Genomic DNA, 18,451 nt, shown 5'->3' with positions numbered 1-18,451 from the left:
CTATGCAGCAGTGCCAACCAATTCCGCAAGATGAGCAGAGAGGTAGTTGTCGAGCGCAGCTGTTTCCACTTCGCTCAAACGCAAACCCAATTTGGTCCGCCGCCACAAGACATCTTCTGCGGTCCGGGCCCACTCACGGCTGACGAGCCACTTCACTTCAGCTTCATAAAGATTGTAGCCGAACAGCTGACCAAGATCAGAAAGCTGCGCTGCCTTGCCCAGGATAGACCGGGCATCAGTGCCGTAAAGGCGAATTAGGCGCGTGGCGAAGGTCTTGTCGAGGAAAGGATAATGAGCCTGCAGCGCTGAGACTTCTTCCTCAAAAGCCAGAACGTTGAAGTTTCCGCCTGGCAACACGTCCTGGTCCGTCCACTCATCGCGTTTGAATGGGAGATGCGGTTTCAGTTTTTCCAGAACATGTTCGGACAGCTTCCTGTACGTCGTGATTTTCCCGCCAAATACAGACAGAACTGCCGGTTTATGGTCCCCGGCATCCAACTCCAGAACATAGTCGCGTGTTGCAGCCTTCGCATCTTTCGCGCCGTCATCATAAAGTGGGCGCACACCGGAATAGGTGTGGACGACGACGTCTGGAGTGACCGGCGTCTCGAGGTATTCGCTCACCGCCTTGCACAGATACTCAACCTCGTCTTGTGAGATCTGCACCTTGCCCAGATCATCCTGGTAATCGACGTCGGTGGTCCCGATTAGCGTGAAGTCATTTTCATACGGGATCGCAAATACAATCCGGCCGTCGCCGTTCTGGAAAATGAAGCACCGGTCGTGCTCGAACTGACGCGGCACGATGATATGACTGCCTTTGACAAGGCGGATGGCCGACGAATTGTTCGCTCCGACAACCCCGCGCAACATTTCCGCAACCCAAGGCCCTGCAGCGTTCACCAAGACGGAGGCAGTCACGGTACGCTCAGTGCCGGACGACAGATCTTTCAGGACAACTTGCCAATGATCTCCATCACGGCGGGCGCTGACGCATTTTGTACGGGTCAGGACTTCTGCCCCGCGATCGGCTGCATCGCGGGCATTCAGAACCACCAGCCGCGCGTCGTCGACCCAGCAATCTGAGTACTCAAACCCCTTCTTGAAAAGCTTTTTCAAGCCCTTGCTGTAGGTTCCTTGATCCAGGGGCACGGTGTTTGTCGCCGGAAGAAGTTTGCGGCCGCCAAGATGGTCATACATGAACAGGCCAAGGCGCAGCAGCCACGCCGGACGCAGGTCCTTGTGATGGGGCAGGATGAAACGCAGCGGCCAGGCGATATGCGGTGCCAGCTTCCAGAGGACCTCGCGTTCCTTCAGCGCTTTGCGCACCAAATCAAACTCGCAATATTCAAGGTAGCGCAAGCCGCCATGGATGAGCTTGGTCGATGCAGACGAGGTCGCTCCCGCAAGATCCCCCATCTCAACAAGCATGACCGACGCGCCCCGGCCTACGGCATCACGGGCAATGCCCGCACCATTGATCCCGCCACCAATTACCAAAAGATCGTAGTCCGCCGCCATGGTCCTCTAAGGCTCCGTATATTTCGCGCGATTTCTAAAACGAAAATAATTCGAAACCAGTCGAAAATCAATCACAATTCATTCACGCATAATAAAAGCCCCTGCCAGAGGACAAGCCAGCCAGCAGAGGCTCAGAAAAATGCAGGATGGACGTGTGAGGCTAGCGGTCGCCATCCTCCGCCGGCGCATCGTCGGCGACCGGTTTCGGTTTCTTAGTTGCCTTGACTTGCGTTACTTTTGGCACGTCGTCCTGCGCATAGGCTGGCGTTGCTGCATGGTATGTCACTTGCGGGAACGGGATTTCGATGCTGCGCTCATCAAAAACCTGTTTGACAAACTCATTATAAGCCCGGCCGACCGACCATTGATCACCTGGCGTGGTTTTGATCCGGGCACGAATGTCGATCGAACTTGCGCCGAAGTTTGTGACCCCGTGCATTTCAAGGTCTTCATATATCTTTGAACCGTAGTCGGTTGCCTTGAGGCGCCGGAAGGCCTCCTGCATAGCTTCTTTCGCGTCGGCGATATCTGTGTCGTAGGACACCCCAATCAAGGCCACGTGATACGAGAACCCGCGCATGAAGTTGGACACCATGTCCACAGACGAGAACGGGATAATGTGGGTCGTCCCATTCAGATCGCGAATTCGGACAGATCTCACGGTGATGCCTTCAACAGTGCCGGTAATGCCAGCAACGGTCACAACATCTCCCTGGTTGATTGCATTCTCAATCTGAATGAAGGCGCCCGTGATGATGTCCTTAACCAGGGTCTGCGCACCGAATGAAATCGCGAGACCAACCACACCTGCACCGGCGATCAGCGGACCGATATCAATCCCGATTTCCGACAGTCCGAGCAATACGGTCATCACAAGAATGACGACGGTCGCGGCATTCCGAAACAGTTGGAAAAGTGTTCGCTCGCGCGCGGTCACGATGTGCCCACGGCGCGATTGCAGACGTAGATCCACCCATGACATCAACGCCAGCCAGATCGCGAAACCAACCAGAATAACAAGGAATGCGGACCCATAGCTGTTGATCAGCCGGCTGCCAGTTTCAGACGACAGCCAATTTAGAATGCTGAAGAGGCCCCAAACCTCAAAGAGCAGAAGGACTGTTGCGACAAAGACGAAGAAACGGACCAGCCTCAAGAGTCGCGGAACGAATGCATTTAGCCGGTGCTGAAGAGCCGGAAGCTTTGCGTTCAAATCATCCGGCAGCCGGATCCCGCCCTTGATGGCCCGGGTGACGATCAACGATAATGCCATCCCCGCCATGATCGTGACAATCGATAGGACTGTCGCCCGCAAGATAATGGTTGTTGCATCAAAGGGCCGTGTGACCCAGACAACAAAAATCGCGATGATGTAGCCAAGTGCCCCTACATGCCAAAGCTTTCCAAGGTTGGATAGAGCCCTTTGCGCCAGAGTGCTCTGCAGCGTTTCCGCATAGCCTTGCGTTCCCTCCCGTACCCGGACACGATTCCGCACAATCAGCGCCATCAGGTAGATCATCCCGCTGAGCACGATCAGGAAGCGAAGCGCATTTCCAAGAACAAATGAGACAGCAACGTTGGAAACGGGAACCAGCAAAAATATGCCGAAGTTGTTCCAGTACATGTACAGCCGAAGCCGGGTGTACCAGTAGAGCGCATTCTCGTCATCGAAGGGTAGCAAGCGCAACTCCGGACGGCGCGGCGCAAACACAAACCGAAGCGCTACATTGGCCATACCGGTTATGAAAAACGCATTGAGCGCAAGACTTTCCTGAATAGTGACGCCTGCTGCGAACCCGCCGTACGCCAAAAGAGCAACAAAATACCCAACGCCCAAACCGATGGCGACCGTGATCCCGTCAATCACCGTCGATAGGATCAGAATGGACGTGCGCATGAGCCCGCCGCCATACCGCGCCTTGAGAGCAAGCCCGGCATAGGCTTTTCGAGCAACCAACTGACCTGACCAGAAGGCCAAGTATGCGGCAATCAAGACAGCTGCGACTTGCACAAATACCGTTTGAACCCGATCCCACTTGATCGGAATATCCCCTTTGAGGATCAAAATCAGTCCGTTCAGCGAATGCCCAGCTCTGTCGAAGAAGATGCCAACTTCATCTGCAAGTTTGCGGGTGTATTCGCCTACCCTCAGCACAAAGCTCTCATTGGCCTCATTCGGGGTCGCTGTAGCGGGCTCGGACTGCGCGCCAGTTTGCCCACTGGCGTCGTCCGACGGCTGCTGGTCTTGGCTCAGTTGTTTGATGAGTGCCGCGCGGGTATCGGGATCCTCCAAAATCTTGATCAGAGCATCGCGTGCCTGGCTGATTTCATTTGCTTGCTGAGTTGAATCTGCAGTCTCTTGCGCGATCGCCGCACCTGGAACAAACACAAGGAAAATAATCAGGCAAAGACTACGCATCAAGACGGTCATAAAGGCTTCCACCGGCATAGAATTATTGCTGGAAAGACAGCATGCTAGAGGGGACGTAGGTCCGCGGCAATCCCGGTTTTATGTCTTCACCCGTTTGCTCAACAGGAGTCATGCCTGCTGCCAAGTTCAAAAAGATTGCGATTTCTGACAATATACGTCGCAAAATATCAAGAAATATCCTAAATTTCCGCAAGGTCATATTTGAATTTCGGACTAAATGGTAACGTATTAATAACAGTATCAAGCTTTCCTTCGTGTTAAGAGGAGGAAAGATGTCAGTCACGCTGTTAAAACTTGCCGAAGAGGGTACAGATTCCGCACGGGCGGCGCTGTTCGGTGAGCTTTGCAGGCTCGTCACTGATGATCTAGACCAGCGCACCACACCGGAACTCACAATATTTGCTGAGGTAACGCTCAAGCTTTACAGCGACGCAACGGCCGACGACCGCGTACGCCTCGCGCAGAAACTGTCAAACTGCCCGGACATACCCGATACGTTGGCCAAAAAAATCGCGGAAGATGATGCGCCAATTGCGTCCCCCCTCCTGGCATCTTCTCCTGTCTTCTCACAAGAAGATCTCCTTCAGTTCATTCAAGAACTGAGCAATGCTCACTTGCAAGCCATCGCCCATCGTCCGGACCTCAGCTCTGAAGTGTCTGACGCACTAGCACAAAAGGGCGACACACCGATCCACCGTATCCTTGCCGGAAACCGGGAAATTCGATTGTCCCGGGACGCCATGGTGTGCCTTGTGCGGCTGGCTGCGGAAGACAGTAAAGTCCGGGATAGTTTGTCGCATAGATCGGATCTGACGCCTGCGATCTGCCAGCAATTGCTACCCATGGTCAATGAGGACGCAAAGAAGCGTCTGACGTCAATCATTCAAGGCGCACTCTCACAGGAACAGCTTGATCAGATTGCAAAGATCAAGAACCTGAGACGAGAATTAGGGCATGCCCTGGACAACAACGACATGAGCTTGTTGTGGCCCGATGCGCAACGCGCTGGTGCAACGCCAGATGAGCTGGTCACGCTGCTGCTCCAGGACCAGCGGTTCAATCATGTCGTTGAACTGATGAGCTTGCGCGGAAGGATCGCACAAAAGGCCTTCAAGGACGCCGTTTTCAACGGAAAACTGCAAACTGTCATGCGGACTGCGGCGCGATGCGGACTGCAGCCTCAAACCTTTTCATTGTTTGTGAAAGCACGGTGCACCCACCTTAGAATTCCTGCCAAGAAGGGTTCCAGCTGGATCGGCGCATACGCTGCGCACCTCAAGGAGCTGGAAGCTTCCAAAGAGAGCCGGTGCTCAGATTTCCAGGCAAATCGCAAAGGCAGGAAATCCGAAGCATCTGCGACGGTTTCTAGCAGGCTCGCTTTTGCGTAATCATCCGCCGGTAGCCCGCCGGCATAAAGCGGCAGCAAGTGCGGTTGCAAGAGTAGCGCTGGCATAAAACCACAGCCCCGGCAGGATCGCTGCGGCAGCCAAACCGCTGGTCTTCGCCGCAAAGAGGACCAGCGCGACAAGCATTACATCCAGCATGGACCACTTGCTGAGCGTCGACAGCAACGCCAGCGATCTCAACCGTGCGCCTGTTATCACGGCGACATGCACAACGATAATCTTTGCAGCAGGGAAGACGACGGAAAACATTGCGATGATTGCTGCCAGCGCACCATCCCCTTCCAGCCACAAACCGTGAATGACCTCTAGCAGAGACGGCCGCTCCTCCAGAAAATAGAGTTTTTCAAGCCGCATCAGCGGGAGGGTAATGCCGAGTGTGAATGAAAAAGTTGCGATTGGCAGGAGTAGTGCAATCATCAACCGCATACTGGTTGCTCCTGCAGCAGGTTTATTCAAATTCAAACGACGAAGTAGTCCCACAGAATACTTCGCGAGAATAACAATCCAAATATCGCTTTAGGAAGGCGACTAGGTCACACGAACTCTACGCCGGGGCCAACCCTGCCGCTGCGCCTCATTCGCACCCGGTTATTAATGTCAGTATCTGGACCGTCCACGCGCAGCAACTTCATCCAATTGTTCCTGCTCGGCGGCTTCCTGAGCGGTGCGTTCGCGCTGCTGATCCCGCTCTTCCAGCTGTTCGAACTTCTTCAGATCCTCAATTGCCTCGCTGAGCTCGTCTTGAGCGCGCTGCAACTGATCGTCCAGTTCATGGGCCGAATTGCGCAAATTGTCTCTACGATCGGCAGCAGCCTTTGCGAATGTCGGGTAGGCGAAATGACTGACGTCGGTAATCCCTGTCCGCTCCTGCTCGGTGCGAATCTGATCATCGAGCTCGTCCGCCATCCGGTTGAACTCGGATATCATGCTCTCGATCTGGGCGAGTTGCCGCCGTTTTTCGTCAACCTGAAACCGCTTCAAACGGATCAAACTGTCTCGGGTTTTCATTACTCAATACTCCCCTTACACGGGTAGTCTATTCCTGAGTCATTTCCAAAAGGTTGGCAAGCTGCACATAACCTTCAAAAAGTGTTGTCGACTCGTCTTTGCCCTGATTCAGGAAATCATCAATTGGCCCGAAACGATAGATTGCCTCGTCAACTGTCGGGTCCGATCCCCTTCTGTAGGCTCCAAGCCGAATGAGTTCTTCCATATCTGTATATGTGGAGAGAAGCTGCTTTGCCTTTCTCAAGACAGGCTGCTGTTCTGGTGGAACACAACGCGGCATGGTCCGCGATACGGATTTCAAGACATTAATCGCTGGATACCGTCCCCGTTCCGCAATTCCCCGCTCCATCACAACGTGCCCGTCCAGAATTCCCCGCACAGCATCTGCAACAGGTTCGTTATGATTGTCGCCTTCCACAAGAACAGTGAAGAGCCCCGTAATCGAACCTGATCCGGATTTACCGGGTCCGGCCCTCTCCAGAAGGCGCGGCAGTTCGGTAAAGACCGTTGGCGTATATCCTTTTGATGTGGGTGGCTCCCCGATTGAAAGGCCGATTTCGCGTTGCGCCATGGCAAACCGGGTCACCGAATCCATCATGCACAGGACTTTGTCGCCCTCATCACGGAAATGTTCTGCAACAGTCATGGCAAGATAAGCTGCCTGCCGCCGCATCAAGACACTTTCATCAGATGTCGCGACAACAACAACCGACCGGGCCAATCCTTCTTCGCCAAGATCGTCTTCAATAAACTCTTGCACTTCGCGGCCACGTTCGCCGATCAACCCGATCACAGCTGTGTCGCACTGGGTGTTTCGGGCCAGCATCGACATGAGCACGGATTTACCTACGCCTGAACCGGCGAAGATACCCATACGCTGACCTTCACAGCAGGTAACGAAAGTATTGAGTGCCCGGACGCCGAGATCCAGCGGCGGCCCCACCCGGGCCCGTTCAGAGGCAGGCGGTGGTGCGCTTCGCAATTTGCGAGGCAGACCGCCATTTGGAAGAGGTCCTTTACCATCAATTGGTTCACCAAGAGCATTAATCACTCGGCCAAGCCAGGCGTTACTCGGATGAACAGCGCTCTCCCGGGAGGTGATAACGGCCTTGCATCCCATCCGCACACCTTCAAGCCCAGAGAAAGGCATGCACAACGCGTGCCCCTCCCGGAACCCTACAACTTCTGCAGGAACCTGCGGGTTATCCTCACCGCTGTCGATCAACAGGCGGGATCCGACACTCATCTCGTGAATGGGTCCGGCAATCTCGACAAGCAGCCCCTGAACGGCGGCTACACGGCCGTAAATTTCCGTGGCCATAAGCGAATCAATTTCCGCAAAAAGCGCCTTCACCTAAGAATCCTCTAACCATTAATGGTTTTGGTAACCGATCGTTTACGAGTCTGGTTAATCTTAACCTTTGAAAGGCAGACGAGCGAGGGTCATTTCTAAGTTAATCTGGCTTTGTTGAAAGGAATCTGAACGGAATCGGTTACGCCGGTTTCTTAACGCACCACTTTAAGAAAGATGAATCGGGATTCTTTCCGGGGATTCAATTAGTTGGGTGTTGTTCACAGAAACGTTCCAACGAGCCTTGCCGCTATGAAAGAGAATTTGTTAACCATTAACCGATAATAAATGAGTCGGGGTTAATAGCAGTCCTTCGTAGCAGGCGCCGACACAGCCGTTGCGACTTGCCCAGGAAAGGCAGAATAAGGGGATTGGCATGCGTGTATTGTTGATTGAGGATGATAACGCGACAGCGCAAAGCATCGAATTGATGCTGAAGTCCGAGAACTTCAACGTCTACACGACAGATCTTGGCGAGGAAGGTATCGACCTCGGCAAGCTGTACGATTACGACATAATTATGCTGGATCTTAACCTGCCGGACATGTCCGGGTATGAGGTTCTCCGCACACTTCGGGTATCCAAAGTTAAGACACCGATCTTGATCCTGTCCGGTAACGCCGGCATCGAGGACAAGGTTCGTGGCCTGGGCTTTGGCGCTGACGACTATATGACCAAGCCGTTCCACAAGGACGAGCTTGTGGCCCGCATCCATGCGATCGTGCGCCGCTCGAAAGGTCATGCACAGTCCGTCATCGTCACCGGCGACCTGAAGGTCAATCTGGACACCAAGACCGTTGAGGTCGGTGGACAGCGTGTGCATCTGACCGGCAAAGAATATCAGATGCTCGAACTTCTCTCCCTTCGGAAAGGCACGACCCTGACCAAGGAGATGTTCCTGAACCACCTGTATGGCGGCATGGACGAGCCCGAGCTGAAGATCATCGACGTCTTTATCTGTAAGCTGCGCAAGAAATTGGCCGCTGCGACGTCTGGAAAGAACTACATCGAAACAGTCTGGGGCCGCGGATACGTTCTGCGCGAACCGGATGTTGAAGCAGCCGCATAAACACGCTGTTGCAATAAAAATCGAAAAACCCGGCTGGAAAGAGCCGGGTTTTTTATTGGTTGAATGAGAAGCGGCTGGATCGAGCTCCAGCCGCTTCCGCCTCTCCAGTTTCAGGGATGGGGCCTGTGCACTAGAGGCTAAGCTGATAAGACGCTGGTACGTAACGGAAGCCGTCACCGTCCGTTGCGACATATCCCACGGCCGGGAATGGCATATGGTAGCCGACAAACGGGATTCGGTCGGATGCCAGCATGCTGAGGACAGATGTCCGGGTTGCTGCCGCCGCTTCCTTGTCCATGTCAAATCGGACTTCCCAGTCAGGACGCGCCAACGACCAGACGTAGTGGTTTGCCAGGTCGGCAGCGAGAAGAAGCTGCTTGCCGCCATCTTCCAGCATGTACAGCGTGTGCCCCGGTGTATGACCGTAGGCTGCCATTGCTGTAATCCCGCCAGCAACGCGGCCACCGTCATCCAGGAAAGTCATCTTGTCCGCGAGCGGCTTGACGTTTTTGGTCATCAGTTTGGTGACACCATTCGCTTCCGGATCCATGCCCGCCCAAAAGTCATACTCTTTTTGAGCAATCACATACCGCGCGTTCGGGAAAGCTGGCGCACCGCCCTCCATCAGGCCGCCGATGTGGTCCGGATGCATATGGGTGATAACTACGACGTCGACCTGCTCCGGGGTGTAGCCTGCACTTTCCAGGGCAGCACGCATGTTTCCGCGTGCCGGCCGTCCACCTTCGCCAACACCTGTGTCAAAGAGAACCAGCTCAGAGCCTGTGTTGACAAGCGTTGGCGTGAAGAACGCTTTGAATGAATCCGCGGGGATAAAGGACTCTGCCGATTTTGCCGCAAATGTGTCCGCATCGACATTCATGCCGAAGGTCTTTTGTGGCTCACCGACGGTCACGGCGCCATCCAGCAACGTGTTGACCTCAAAAGAGCCGACATTGTACCGGGCGACGGGTGCAGCCATCGGGCCTTGCTTCTCGGCAGCAGCATACACCGCGCCGGAAGACACCACTCCTGCTCCCACTGCAGCAGCCCCTGCCCCGAGAAGCGCAGCGCGCCGCGTCAGTTGGACTTGGATATCACTCATGTGTATTTCCCCTGATTGATCAACTTGGGTCCAAGGCTCTTTTGATTTCGTCGTACAACGAAGCCATGAACGAACACATTTGGATAACTGGGACATAGTAGCTGATGGGAAAGCGCCTCAGACCATTTGAGCCCTCATTAATTCGTGAATTCTTAAGCGCTCAAATAATTTCAATATTTTCAGACGCTTATTGAAGTTTCCCATTCATGCATCATCAATGGTATGGTAATTTCCGCCCGATGGAGGGAATTTTGAATGACGCGGCACGGGTCGCTGACACTGTTTGGGCTGACCCTCGCCGCAGCAGGATTGCTGGCCGCGAACCAACAGACGCGGCCGGAGGGATGGCCGGTCATCGGCGTCTATGGCTATTGGTTGGTACGGATCGGAATTGAATCCACACTGTTTATAGCCTTTTTGCAGCTTCTCAGCTTGTTGCCGAGAATTGCCAACCATACCCTTTGGGCAATCTGCCTCGCGGCATTGGCGAGCTACATTCCCTTTGTCCTATCTGTAACCGCACTGGACATTGTTCTTGGACTTCCGGAGCTCGATGCACCCCCATTGGGCGAAGCCGCATCCGCAATACGGCTTGGGGCGTTCCTGCAAGAGCTTGTCTATCTCTTGGACAATCATATCTTTCTGTGCGCCATGCTGAGCATTCCCATGGTACTGCAGGCTTGCTGGATACCGGCACAGCTTCACCCGCCCATCGCCAAACAGTCTGGCCCAGCGGACATGTTAACCGCAGACCAAACCGACCTAGCCATAACATCTCCCGATAAAGCGCCGACAAAAACATCCTTTCTGGAGAGCCTGTCACCACCATTTGCCGACCGCATTCTCCGCGCAGAAGCGCAAGAACACTATGTAAAATTGGTTGGCCCGAATGACACACAAATGGTGCTCTACAGGTTCAGCGATATTCTACGGGAACTGCCGGAAAAAACGGGCATGCAGGTTCACCGGAGCCACTGGATCGCCCACGAGGCCATTCAGCAGGTCCAGAAGGAGGGCAACAACACGCGGCTTGTGTTGAAAGATGGAACGCAAATCCCGGTAAGCCGACGCTATGTCAGCACGGTAAGAGCCTGGGCAAAGCAAAATCTGGGACAACCAACAGCAGATGTTGCAGCTCAAATCAATAAATAAGACCCTTAGGCCGTCAGGACGAGTGGAAATGGCACTCCGCAGAGAATAGCATCGCTCCAGCGCAAAAGAAAAAGCCCGCTGGCTTTCGGGGAAACCAGCGGGCTTTTCAAATATTTGGAGCTTCGCTTTAACGGAGCGTTGTTGCACCAACCGCCAACCGTGATGTTGCCCCCGCCAAAGCAGGTCGTGTCGCCGTCTGAGCAGCCTGCTTTTTCTGAAAAAGACCGCGCTTCCCAGGAACCGGTTTGAAGGCATCAGTCAAGCCAACCACCGTTTCAGCTGCGCCCAGAACCAGGAAACCATCGTCCGGAAGAGCTTTTGCAATCCTGTCGAGGATCTCGGTCTTCGTGGGCTGATCAAAGTAGATCAAGACGTTCCGGCAGAAGACGATATCGAACTCCCCAATATGGGAGAACTGCTCCAGAAGATTCAGTTTCTTCCATTCGATCATGGCCCGCAATCCGGCATTGATCTGCCACATGTCGCCTTTTTGATCGAAATACTTCAACAAAAGCTGGATCGGCAGTCCGCGTTGAACCTCGAACTGGCTATAAAGTCCAGTTTTCGCCTTTTCCAGCACTTCCTGCGAGAGGTCTGTTCCCAGGATCCGAATGCGCCAGCCGCCAACTTTTGCCGCTGCCTCTTTCAGACAAATCGCGAGCGAATAGGGTTCCTGGCCGGTAGACGCAGCCGCACACCAGATTTTCATCTGTTTGCGTGTGGCACGATTTTGAAGCATCGCCGGGAGCATTGTCTCTTTGAAATGCTCAAAGGGCGTTTTATCGCGGAAGAAAAACGACTCGTTAGTCGTCATGGCTTCGACAACTTCCGTTTCCAAAGCCCGGTTGCCACCTTTCTGCAGCGACTGAATCAGCGCGCTCAAGGTTTCGAGCTTCGAGCTGCGGGCGATCGGCAATAATCGGCTTTCCACCAGATACTGCTTGTCGTTTGACAGAACGAGGCCAGAACGGGTCTTCAAGAATGTCTTGAGGAAATCAAATTCCAAAGGAGTCATCGTGTGCTCCCCTTCAAGACCCGGGACACTTTCGGTCCAATTGCCTTCAACGGCAGAACTTCAGAGCACATTCCGGTGTTTGCAGCTGCGCCTGGCATGCCCCAAACAACACTTGTTTCTTCATCCTGAGTGATAATGCTACCGCCTCCTGCGGCAATTGTCCGGACGCCATTGGCCCCATCGGAACCCATGCCGGTCAAAATCAAACCAAGGCAGGCCGACCCATAGGCCTTCGACACACTGTCGAAAAGCGGATCAACTGCTGGTTTACAGAAATTGACAGGCGGTCCGTCATTGAGCCGTATTTTTACAGCTCCACCCTCTTTTTCCACGGTCATATGCTTACCACCCGGAGCGACATAGATGTTTCCGGGTTTCAATATCTCGCCGTCCTCGCCTTCCTTTGACGGACGTAGCGCGGCTTTCCCCATATGTTCGGCGAGAATCGCCGTAAACGTGGGCGGCATATGCTGTGTGATAACCACAGGCACATCATTCATTGCCGTGCCAATTTCCTTCATGACTTCCTGCAAAGCCTGAGGTCCACCGGTCGACGACCCGATTGCCAGGATCCGGGGGCGTGCTGAAGAATACGGCCGGGTTTTGAACTTTGGCGCAGCTACTGCCCCTTGCGGACCAGCTCCACGAAAGCTTGCTCGCGTATCAACATTTGAACGGGCGGCCGGAGAGGTCGGTGCAGATGGTTGCGAGGTCTGCCCTGCCCGCGTCTCCGCGCGCATTGTCCGCACCGGCGCGCGCATCCGGATCGCTCTGGCGCCAAGCGCTTTGACCTTGTCGATCAACTCACGGCGGAAATCGACGGAAGTTGTAACTTCAGACGTAGATTCTGGCTTTGGCACATAATCTGCGGCACCCAAAGATAGTGCCTTGAGACTGACCTCGGCATTCCGTCGTGTCAGCGTCGATGCCATAATGACAATGAGATCCCGCTTTTTAGCCAACATGAGCGGCAAAGCGGTCATTCCATCCATTTCCGGCATTTCAATATCGAGGACCACAACATCCGGATTGCTTTTCTCGATGTCTTCAACGGCCAACCTGCCGTTCCGATGAGACCCGACGACCTTGAGCGCCTTGTCTTCACCGAGCCACCTAGTCAAAAGCCCACGGATCACGACGGCATCATCCACCACCATGACCTTAATCGGGTCTGCACCCGGCGTGACTCCTGCCGTCACATTTCGTTGAGCAAATGCCATAATGATCGACCAACTCTGTACTTAGATAAGCCCAACTTCTTGAAACTTGGCTTCCACGATCTCACGATCAAACGGCTTCATGATGTATTCGTTTGCACCCGCACGAATGGCCCGGGCGATATGAGCGACATCATTTTCCGTCGTACAAAACACGACCACAGGGCTTTCGCCGCCTTCCTCTGCGCGCAGGCTGGTCAAGAACTCCAGCCCATCCATCACGGGCATGTTCCAGTCCAGAAGTATGGCATCCGGCATAGTCTTCCGGCATTCATCAAGCGCCTTCTGACCGTCCTCCGCCTCGACAATCTCGAAGTTCATATCCTCAAGGATCCGGCGTGCAACCTTTCGAATGACGCTAGAGTCATCGACGACAAGGCACTGTTTCATCGGGCGTAACTCCACTATCGACCTTCTTGCAGGTCTTTTTATGCTGCTGCCATGGGTTCGGTGAACATTGCGCCAAGCAAGCGGTCCACGTCCAAGATTACCATCAACTGACCATCAAGCCGATGGACGCCGCCTGCAATCTCGGCCCAACGGCGGTCAAGATTTGACGGATTCGGCTCGGCCGAACTAGACGTAAGGGTCAGAACCTCGCCCACCGTATCAATGACCAGACCATAGCTTTCATGTTTGTATTCGATGCCGACAGCCATCATCTGCTCGTCCTGTAGCGGCGGCAGATGCAGCCGTCGCCGCATGTTGATAGCGGTCACGATACGTCCGCGCAGGTTCAAAACACCCTGCACTTCGGGTGCCGACATCGGAACCCGGGTCACGCTTTCGGGAACGAACACATCGTGAACCTGAGAGATAGGCAACCCAAACAACTGACCACCAATCACAACGGTCACATATTGGATCATGTCATTGCCGGCACTTTTGTCTCCGGCAACCTTGTTTTCCAACATACTCATGCGGCAGCTCCCAAATCACCGGCAAATACATCTTTCAACGCTGCAATCAGGCCCGGACGGTCGAATTTTGCGACATAGTCATCAAATCCAGCCTGGCGGCCACGCTCGATGGACGCAGGTGTCACGAGCGATGACAAGGCCAAAATTGGCATCTGCCGGAACCGCGGATCACGGCGAATCGCCTCGCAGAATTCGAAACCGTTAATCTCAGGCATCTCAATATCGCTGACAATCGCGTGGAACTTGTCACCGTTCTCGAGCAACTCGAATGCCTGCGACGCACTCACACAGGTAGTCACGTCGTAACCGGCTGCTTTCAGAACCGGTGTCAGCATGTTGCGGAAGAAGGAAGAGTCATCGACAAAGAGAACTTTCTTCGTCAGCGCCTCAATGTCCATTTCTTTCCGCATGAACCAGTCTTCGAACGCCTGCGGCAGGTAGAAGCCAAGGTCGATGATCTCGGTCGCACGGTCTTTGACGATCGCAGAGCCGAGAACACCAGGGCGTTCCGAGCCGACTTCGATATTCATCAGGTCTTCGACAATGTCGACGATTTCGTCGACCACAAGGCCCATGGATCGACCCGCATCGGAGAACACAAGCATCGGCTGTGTACCCTCGGTTTTGTGGGTGTCGCCGTCGTTGACGTACACGAGCGGCATGAGCGCACCGCGGTATTGCACGAGGTCGCGGCCATTGGAACGTTCGATCTTGGAAATGTCGAATTCTTCCAGTCGCGTGACCAGCGAGAGCGGAACCGCCTTTGGTTCTGGAGCACCGGCACGGAAAAGAAGAAGCGAAATCGCGTTCTGTCCGGTCATTGCCTTTTGCTGCAAACCCTCTTGTTCGTCTTCGCTATTTTCAGCGACAGCGCTGGATGCATGGCTTGCCATTGCCCCTGCAATGCCATTCGGGTCGATGATCATGATCACCGAACCATCACCAAGGATGGTGTTGCCGGAGAACATGTCGAGATTACGCAGCATGGTGGACATCGGCTTGACCACGATTTCTTCCGTGTGGAAGACACCGTCTACGACAACACCGAAAGTCTGACTGCCGACCTGCATCACAACGATGAAGCCGTTATCGGCATCAATCGCCTCGTCTGCGTTTTCACCTTCGTAGATACCCAAGAGCTGGGACAGGTGGACGAGTGGCAGCAGCTTGTTGCGCAACCGCAGTACAGGCGTGTCCTTGATACGTTCAATCCGATGCTCGGAGTTCTTCTGAACACGCACCAGTTCCACGACAGACAGCTGCGGGATTGCAAACCGGTCACCACCAGCTTCAACGATCAATGTAGATACGATCGCGAGGGTCAGCGGGATCTTGATAATGAAGCTCGACCCCTTGCCGGCAACCGACCGTAGATCAACGGTACCGCCGATCAATTCGATGTTGTTGCGGACAACGTCCATCCCTACACCGCGGCCAGAAACGCTGGTCACTGCTGCGGCTGTCGAGAACCCTGCGTGGAAGATGAATTTCTGAACTTGGGCATCCGTCATCTTCTCGACTTCAGCCTCAGTCGCAAGACCACGCTCAATGATCTTGGCCTTCACACGTTCAACGTCGATTCCCTTACCATCATCGCGAACTTCGATGATGATGTGGCCGCCTTCATGGTAGGCCGCAAGGGTGATGATTCCCTTTTCCGGTTTGCCCGCCGCGCGGCGGTCTTCAGGAAGCTCCAAGCCGTGGTCGGCCGAGTTCCGAACCATGTGCGTCAGCGGATCCTTGATCATCTCAAGAACCTGACGGTCAAGTTCGGTATCAGCGCCGATCATTTCCAGTTCGATCGGCTTTTCCAGATCCTGGCTCAAATCGCGAACGATCCGCGGCAGTTTCTGCCAAGCATTGCCAATCGGCTGCATGCGGGTCGCCATCACGCCCTCTTGCAACTCGGCAGTCACGTTTGATAGGCGCTGAAGCGGTACCTTGAATTCGCTGTCTTCGTGGCGGCGAACGATTTCCAGAAGCTGGTTCCGGGTCAGCACCAGCTCCGACACCATCGTCATGAGGTGTTCAAGCGTATCGACCGCGACACGGATGCTCTGGTTGGATACACCACCGCCGGATGCTTTTTTCTCACCGCCTTCACTGGAAGGCTTGGCTTTCGCCGCCGGTTTCGCTTCTGCAGATTTTTCCGGGGCTTTTGCTGCCGCCGGAGCCGGGGCCTCAGTTTCTTCCGGCTGCTCGTCTTGCGCTTCGTTTTCGGCGCTTTCGGCAACCTCGACCTCAATGTCGGTTTCACGGAAAGCACGCTCGAGCTCGTCGAGCGATACCTCACCTGGCCGCAACGGCCGTTCAATGGACTGCTCAGGAAGCGTAAAATCGTCTTCGACTTTCTCTTCCGCAGGCTCCTCGGCCGCCGTAGCATCAGCGGCTCCACCGCCGGCCATCGCCACATCGGCTTCAGCCGACATAGCTTCCAGTTTGCCGATCAGCTCACTGTCGTCGCCTTGAGGTTCATCGCCCTCGGCGGCTTCGAGATCGCCAAGGATCTCCTTGATCTGATCAATGGAAATCAGAATGAGCGACACCGCATCCTGCGTCACAGGCGCACCGTCGCGGAACTTGCCCATGAGGGTCTCAGCCGCGTGTGCAATTCCTTCAAGCCGGGGAAGGCCCAAGAATCCACAGGTACCCTTAATCGTATGTACCAGACGGAATATGTTGTCTAGAATCGTAGCGTTGTTCGGTTCTTGCTCGAATTTTACGAGCTCCACGTCTACAACATCGAGACTCTCATTGGTCTCGGTAATAAATTCCCTGAGGAGGTCGTCCATGGCCTGCTCTCACCCGACTTGTTACTGGTTCCGCACCCTGAAGAGGATGTCTGGACCGGGAAGTCCATGAGAGTAGATTGGCGTCAAAGCGTTAAGATACGCTGAAGCAAAAAGATTCTTTTCAGGCCTAAGTTATTCGGTCGGAAGAGCTGTTATTTTTACGCAGTCTTCGTCTTTATCTATTGTTAACTCCATCCCGCACTCACGCGCCAGAAGCAACGAGTAAATCGGCTGAACAGAGTGTGCATCAACGCGCTCAGGCTCCTCTCCGCTCAAGGTTTCCTTCATTCCAAGCGGAATTCGCGGGTTCAAACCAGCCGCATTCAAAGTAAAGGACGGAGATTGTGGTGTCCCGCTCATTTCAACCTTGATCTCGCCGCCACGCGGAACGCACTGATTGGCGATCAGGATGAGATTTAGAAGCAACTTCACAAAATTTTTCGGCATCAAGTGCCGTTCCAGTTGCCAGTTCAGGTTGGATTTTTCATTTTCCATAAACCCGGTGGCAACCACCTGGGCGTCGCCAAGATCAATTTCAGCGCCTGCAGATCCGGCAGCACCAAAGGCGAGACGCGCGAACTGCAACTTTGCAGATGCCTGTCGCGCGCTCTTACGGATCAGATCCATGGCGAATTCGCGCATGTCCTCGGACCCTTCTTCATCCAGCACTTCCAGCCCGTTGGTGATCGCACCAACCGGGCTGATGATGTCGTGACAGACACGGCTTGCCACCAGGGCCGCAAGATCCATGGATGAAAGCTCTTTAAGTGCGGACATAGTTCGACGCTGCTCTTTGTATAAAACCTGCCAAAACGACCTGATTCGCAGATCGATACAGCAGCGTTACACATCCACAAAGGCCCTGCCAAGGCGGCAAATCAGCCGATTTCCCAGTCATCCAAGCTATTTTAGAAGATACTTCAGCCGAAATCGGCAAACCCAACTCAAATACGCACCAATGGCCGGAGGAACCGTTATTCCGGCAAGCAGCCGACAGTTTCAGCATGCGAACGGGCTTCGTTGAGCCTTTGGGTGCCATTCACAATGAACAGAAACCTGTTGACCACAGAATAGAAGAACATCAGCCGTCCCTCGACGATCGCATAGATGAAAGGATTTCCGGCCGTTGCGAAGCCTTCCGACAGGCCATATCCGCCGCAAGCCGCAAACATAGGGGCATAGGCATTGGGGTGCAGCTTGAAGGCTTCCATGTTGCCCTTGTTGACGAAAACCCACTCAGTATCGCCCCATTTATATGTGTATTCCCGGCTTCCTTTCCGCGGATATCCATCGACAAAGTAGCTGACTGGGTCGTGCCCACCAATTGCGTACCCGGTGATCGGGTCCGGCACAAAGCTCCTGGGGCGGGCATTTCCGTCGAAGCTCCACAGGCAAATAACCGCCACAAGGATTGCAGAAAGACACATCCAGGTCTTTTTTGGGGGCCAACGTTTCATTGATTCGGCG

General features: G+C 54.2%; 16 protein-coding genes. 3 read left to right on the top strand and 13 right to left on the bottom strand.

Annotated elements, in window-relative coordinates; genetic code table 11:
- Nucleotides 1-1,521 (bottom strand): glycerol-3-phosphate dehydrogenase, encoded by a 1,521-nt coding sequence (gene glpD, locus SADFL11_RS21140; RefSeq protein ID WP_008194130.1) that lies wholly within the window; start codon nucleotides 1,519-1,521, stop codon nucleotides 1-3.
- A 160-nt stretch (nucleotides 1,522-1,681) separates the two neighbouring features.
- A complete protein-coding gene (locus tag SADFL11_RS21135; RefSeq protein ID WP_209002670.1) occupies nucleotides 1,682-3,952 on the bottom strand; it encodes a mechanosensitive ion channel domain-containing protein in 2,271 nt (756 codons plus the stop codon).
- 272 nt (nucleotides 3,953-4,224) lie between these two features.
- Here SADFL11_RS21135 and SADFL11_RS21130 point away from each other — a divergent pair, with 272 nt between their 5' ends.
- Complete coding sequence (locus SADFL11_RS21130; protein ID WP_008192680.1) at nucleotides 4,225-5,340, top strand: DUF2336 domain-containing protein; 1,116 nt, start codon at nucleotides 4,225-4,227, stop codon at nucleotides 5,338-5,340.
- Here the strand turns inward: SADFL11_RS21130 and SADFL11_RS21125 are convergent, their stop codons facing one another.
- The 3 genes from SADFL11_RS21125 to fliI all read right to left on the bottom strand — a co-directional run bounded on the left by SADFL11_RS21125 (nucleotide 5,341) and on the right by fliI (nucleotide 7,720).
- Complete coding sequence (locus tag SADFL11_RS21125) at nucleotides 5,341-5,784, bottom strand: paraquat-inducible protein A (protein ID WP_040451008.1); 444 nt, start codon at nucleotides 5,782-5,784, stop codon at nucleotides 5,341-5,343. It lies immediately after the preceding gene.
- 171 nt (nucleotides 5,785-5,955) lie between these two features.
- Nucleotides 5,956-6,366, bottom strand: coding sequence for a flagellar export protein FliJ (gene fliJ / locus SADFL11_RS21120; protein ID WP_008193062.1), 411 nt, complete (start codon nucleotides 6,364-6,366; stop codon nucleotides 5,956-5,958).
- Nucleotides 6,367-6,394: 28 nt separating this feature from the next.
- The gene (gene fliI, locus SADFL11_RS21115) at nucleotides 6,395-7,720 is read right to left on the bottom strand and encodes a flagellar protein export ATPase FliI (protein WP_008197082.1); all 1,326 of its coding nucleotides are present in this window, start codon (nucleotides 7,718-7,720) and stop codon (nucleotides 6,395-6,397) included.
- A gap of 373 nt (nucleotides 7,721-8,093) precedes the next feature.
- Here fliI and ctrA point away from each other — a divergent pair, with 373 nt between their 5' ends.
- Nucleotides 8,094-8,786: a response regulator transcription factor CtrA gene (gene ctrA / locus SADFL11_RS21110; protein ID WP_008194123.1), complete on the top strand. Its 693-nt coding sequence runs from the start codon at nucleotides 8,094-8,096 to the stop codon at nucleotides 8,784-8,786.
- A 130-nt stretch (nucleotides 8,787-8,916) separates the two neighbouring features.
- On the opposite strand, the gene SADFL11_RS21105 is transcribed toward ctrA, so the two are convergent.
- The gene (locus tag SADFL11_RS21105) at nucleotides 8,917-9,888 is read right to left on the bottom strand and encodes an MBL fold metallo-hydrolase (RefSeq protein WP_040451009.1); all 972 of its coding nucleotides are present in this window, start codon (nucleotides 9,886-9,888) and stop codon (nucleotides 8,917-8,919) included.
- Between the two features lie 255 nt (nucleotides 9,889-10,143).
- Between SADFL11_RS21105 and SADFL11_RS21100 the strand changes: the two genes are divergently transcribed.
- On the top strand, nucleotides 10,144-11,040 hold the full coding sequence (locus tag SADFL11_RS21100) for a LytTR family DNA-binding domain-containing protein (protein WP_008195524.1): 897 nt from the start codon (nucleotides 10,144-10,146) through the stop codon (nucleotides 11,038-11,040).
- 127 nt (nucleotides 11,041-11,167) lie between these two features.
- Here SADFL11_RS21100 and SADFL11_RS21095 read toward each other — a convergent pair whose 3' ends face one another.
- From SADFL11_RS21095 to SADFL11_RS21065, 7 genes are all read right to left on the bottom strand, one after another.
- Nucleotides 11,168-12,055, bottom strand: coding sequence for a CheR family methyltransferase (locus SADFL11_RS21095; protein ID WP_008196371.1), 888 nt, complete (start codon nucleotides 12,053-12,055; stop codon nucleotides 11,168-11,170).
- Nucleotides 12,052-13,281: a protein-glutamate methylesterase/protein-glutamine glutaminase gene (locus SADFL11_RS21090; RefSeq protein WP_040451010.1), complete on the bottom strand. Its 1,230-nt coding sequence runs from the start codon at nucleotides 13,279-13,281 to the stop codon at nucleotides 12,052-12,054. Before SADFL11_RS21090 ends, SADFL11_RS21095 begins: the two co-directional genes overlap by 4 nt.
- A gap of 15 nt (nucleotides 13,282-13,296) precedes the next feature.
- On the bottom strand, nucleotides 13,297-13,662 hold the full coding sequence (locus SADFL11_RS21085) for a response regulator (RefSeq protein ID WP_008190394.1): 366 nt from the start codon (nucleotides 13,660-13,662) through the stop codon (nucleotides 13,297-13,299).
- Nucleotides 13,663-13,700: 38 nt separating this feature from the next.
- Entirely contained in the window at nucleotides 13,701-14,192 is a 492-nt protein-coding gene (locus SADFL11_RS21080; RefSeq protein WP_040451011.1) for a chemotaxis protein CheW, read from the bottom strand.
- Nucleotides 14,189-16,984 carry a hybrid sensor histidine kinase/response regulator gene (locus SADFL11_RS21075; protein WP_040451012.1) on the bottom strand — a complete coding sequence of 932 codons (2,796 nt, stop codon included), beginning with the start codon at nucleotides 16,982-16,984 and terminating at the stop codon, nucleotides 14,189-14,191. The genes SADFL11_RS21080 and SADFL11_RS21075 overlap by 4 nt, the downstream gene beginning before the upstream one ends.
- Before the next feature lie 132 nt (nucleotides 16,985-17,116).
- Nucleotides 17,117-17,761: a histidine phosphotransferase ChpT gene (chpT, locus tag SADFL11_RS21070; protein WP_040451013.1), complete on the bottom strand. Its 645-nt coding sequence runs from the start codon at nucleotides 17,759-17,761 to the stop codon at nucleotides 17,117-17,119.
- Between the two features lie 197 nt (nucleotides 17,762-17,958).
- The gene (locus SADFL11_RS21065) at nucleotides 17,959-18,411 is read right to left on the bottom strand and encodes a YHS domain-containing (seleno)protein (protein ID WP_050776151.1); all 453 of its coding nucleotides are present in this window, start codon (nucleotides 18,409-18,411) and stop codon (nucleotides 17,959-17,961) included.
- Nucleotides 18,412-18,451 lie beyond the last annotated feature (40 nt).

This window comes from Roseibium alexandrii DFL-11 (genome assembly GCF_000158095.2).
Taxonomy (GTDB): domain Bacteria; phylum Pseudomonadota; class Alphaproteobacteria; order Rhizobiales; family Stappiaceae; genus Roseibium; species Roseibium alexandrii.
Note: the sequence above shows the minus strand (reverse complement) of the source record. Positions and strands in the feature narration are given on the sequence as shown.

Excerpts from the sequence above, each read along its gene's own strand:
- fliJ (WP_008193062.1), bottom strand. The coding sequence starts at position 6,366 with ATGAAAACCCGAGACAGTTTGATCCGTTTGAAGCGGTTTCAGGTTGAC.
- SADFL11_RS21100 (WP_008195524.1), top strand. The coding sequence starts at position 10,144 with ATGACGCGGCACGGGTCGCTGACACTGTTTGGGCTGACCCTCGCCGCA.
- SADFL11_RS21130 (WP_008192680.1), top strand. The coding sequence starts at position 4,225 with ATGTCAGTCACGCTGTTAAAACTTGCCGAAGAGGGTACAGATTCCGCA.
- chpT (WP_040451013.1), bottom strand. The coding sequence starts at position 17,761 with ATGTCCGCACTTAAAGAGCTTTCATCCATGGATCTTGCGGCCCTGGTG.
- SADFL11_RS21075 (WP_040451012.1), bottom strand. The coding sequence starts at position 16,984 with ATGGACGACCTCCTCAGGGAATTTATTACCGAGACCAATGAGAGTCTC.
- SADFL11_RS21065 (WP_050776151.1), bottom strand. The coding sequence starts at position 18,411 with ATGTGTCTTTCTGCAATCCTTGTGGCGGTTATTTGCCTGTGGAGCTTC.
- SADFL11_RS21085 (WP_008190394.1), bottom strand. The coding sequence starts at position 13,662 with ATGAAACAGTGCCTTGTCGTCGATGACTCTAGCGTCATTCGAAAGGTT.
- ctrA (WP_008194123.1), top strand. The coding sequence starts at position 8,094 with ATGCGTGTATTGTTGATTGAGGATGATAACGCGACAGCGCAAAGCATC.
- SADFL11_RS21105 (WP_040451009.1), bottom strand. The coding sequence starts at position 9,888 with ATGAGTGATATCCAAGTCCAACTGACGCGGCGCGCTGCGCTTCTCGGG.
- SADFL11_RS21080 (WP_040451011.1), bottom strand. The coding sequence starts at position 14,192 with ATGAGTATGTTGGAAAACAAGGTTGCCGGAGACAAAAGTGCCGGCAAT.
- SADFL11_RS21125 (WP_040451008.1), bottom strand. The coding sequence starts at position 5,784 with ATGCGGTTGATGATTGCACTACTCCTGCCAATCGCAACTTTTTCATTC.
- SADFL11_RS21095 (WP_008196371.1), bottom strand. The coding sequence starts at position 12,055 with ATGACTCCTTTGGAATTTGATTTCCTCAAGACATTCTTGAAGACCCGT.
- glpD (WP_008194130.1), bottom strand. The coding sequence starts at position 1,521 with ATGGCGGCGGACTACGATCTTTTGGTAATTGGTGGCGGGATCAATGGT.
- SADFL11_RS21135 (WP_209002670.1), bottom strand. The coding sequence starts at position 3,952 with ATGACCGTCTTGATGCGTAGTCTTTGCCTGATTATTTTCCTTGTGTTT.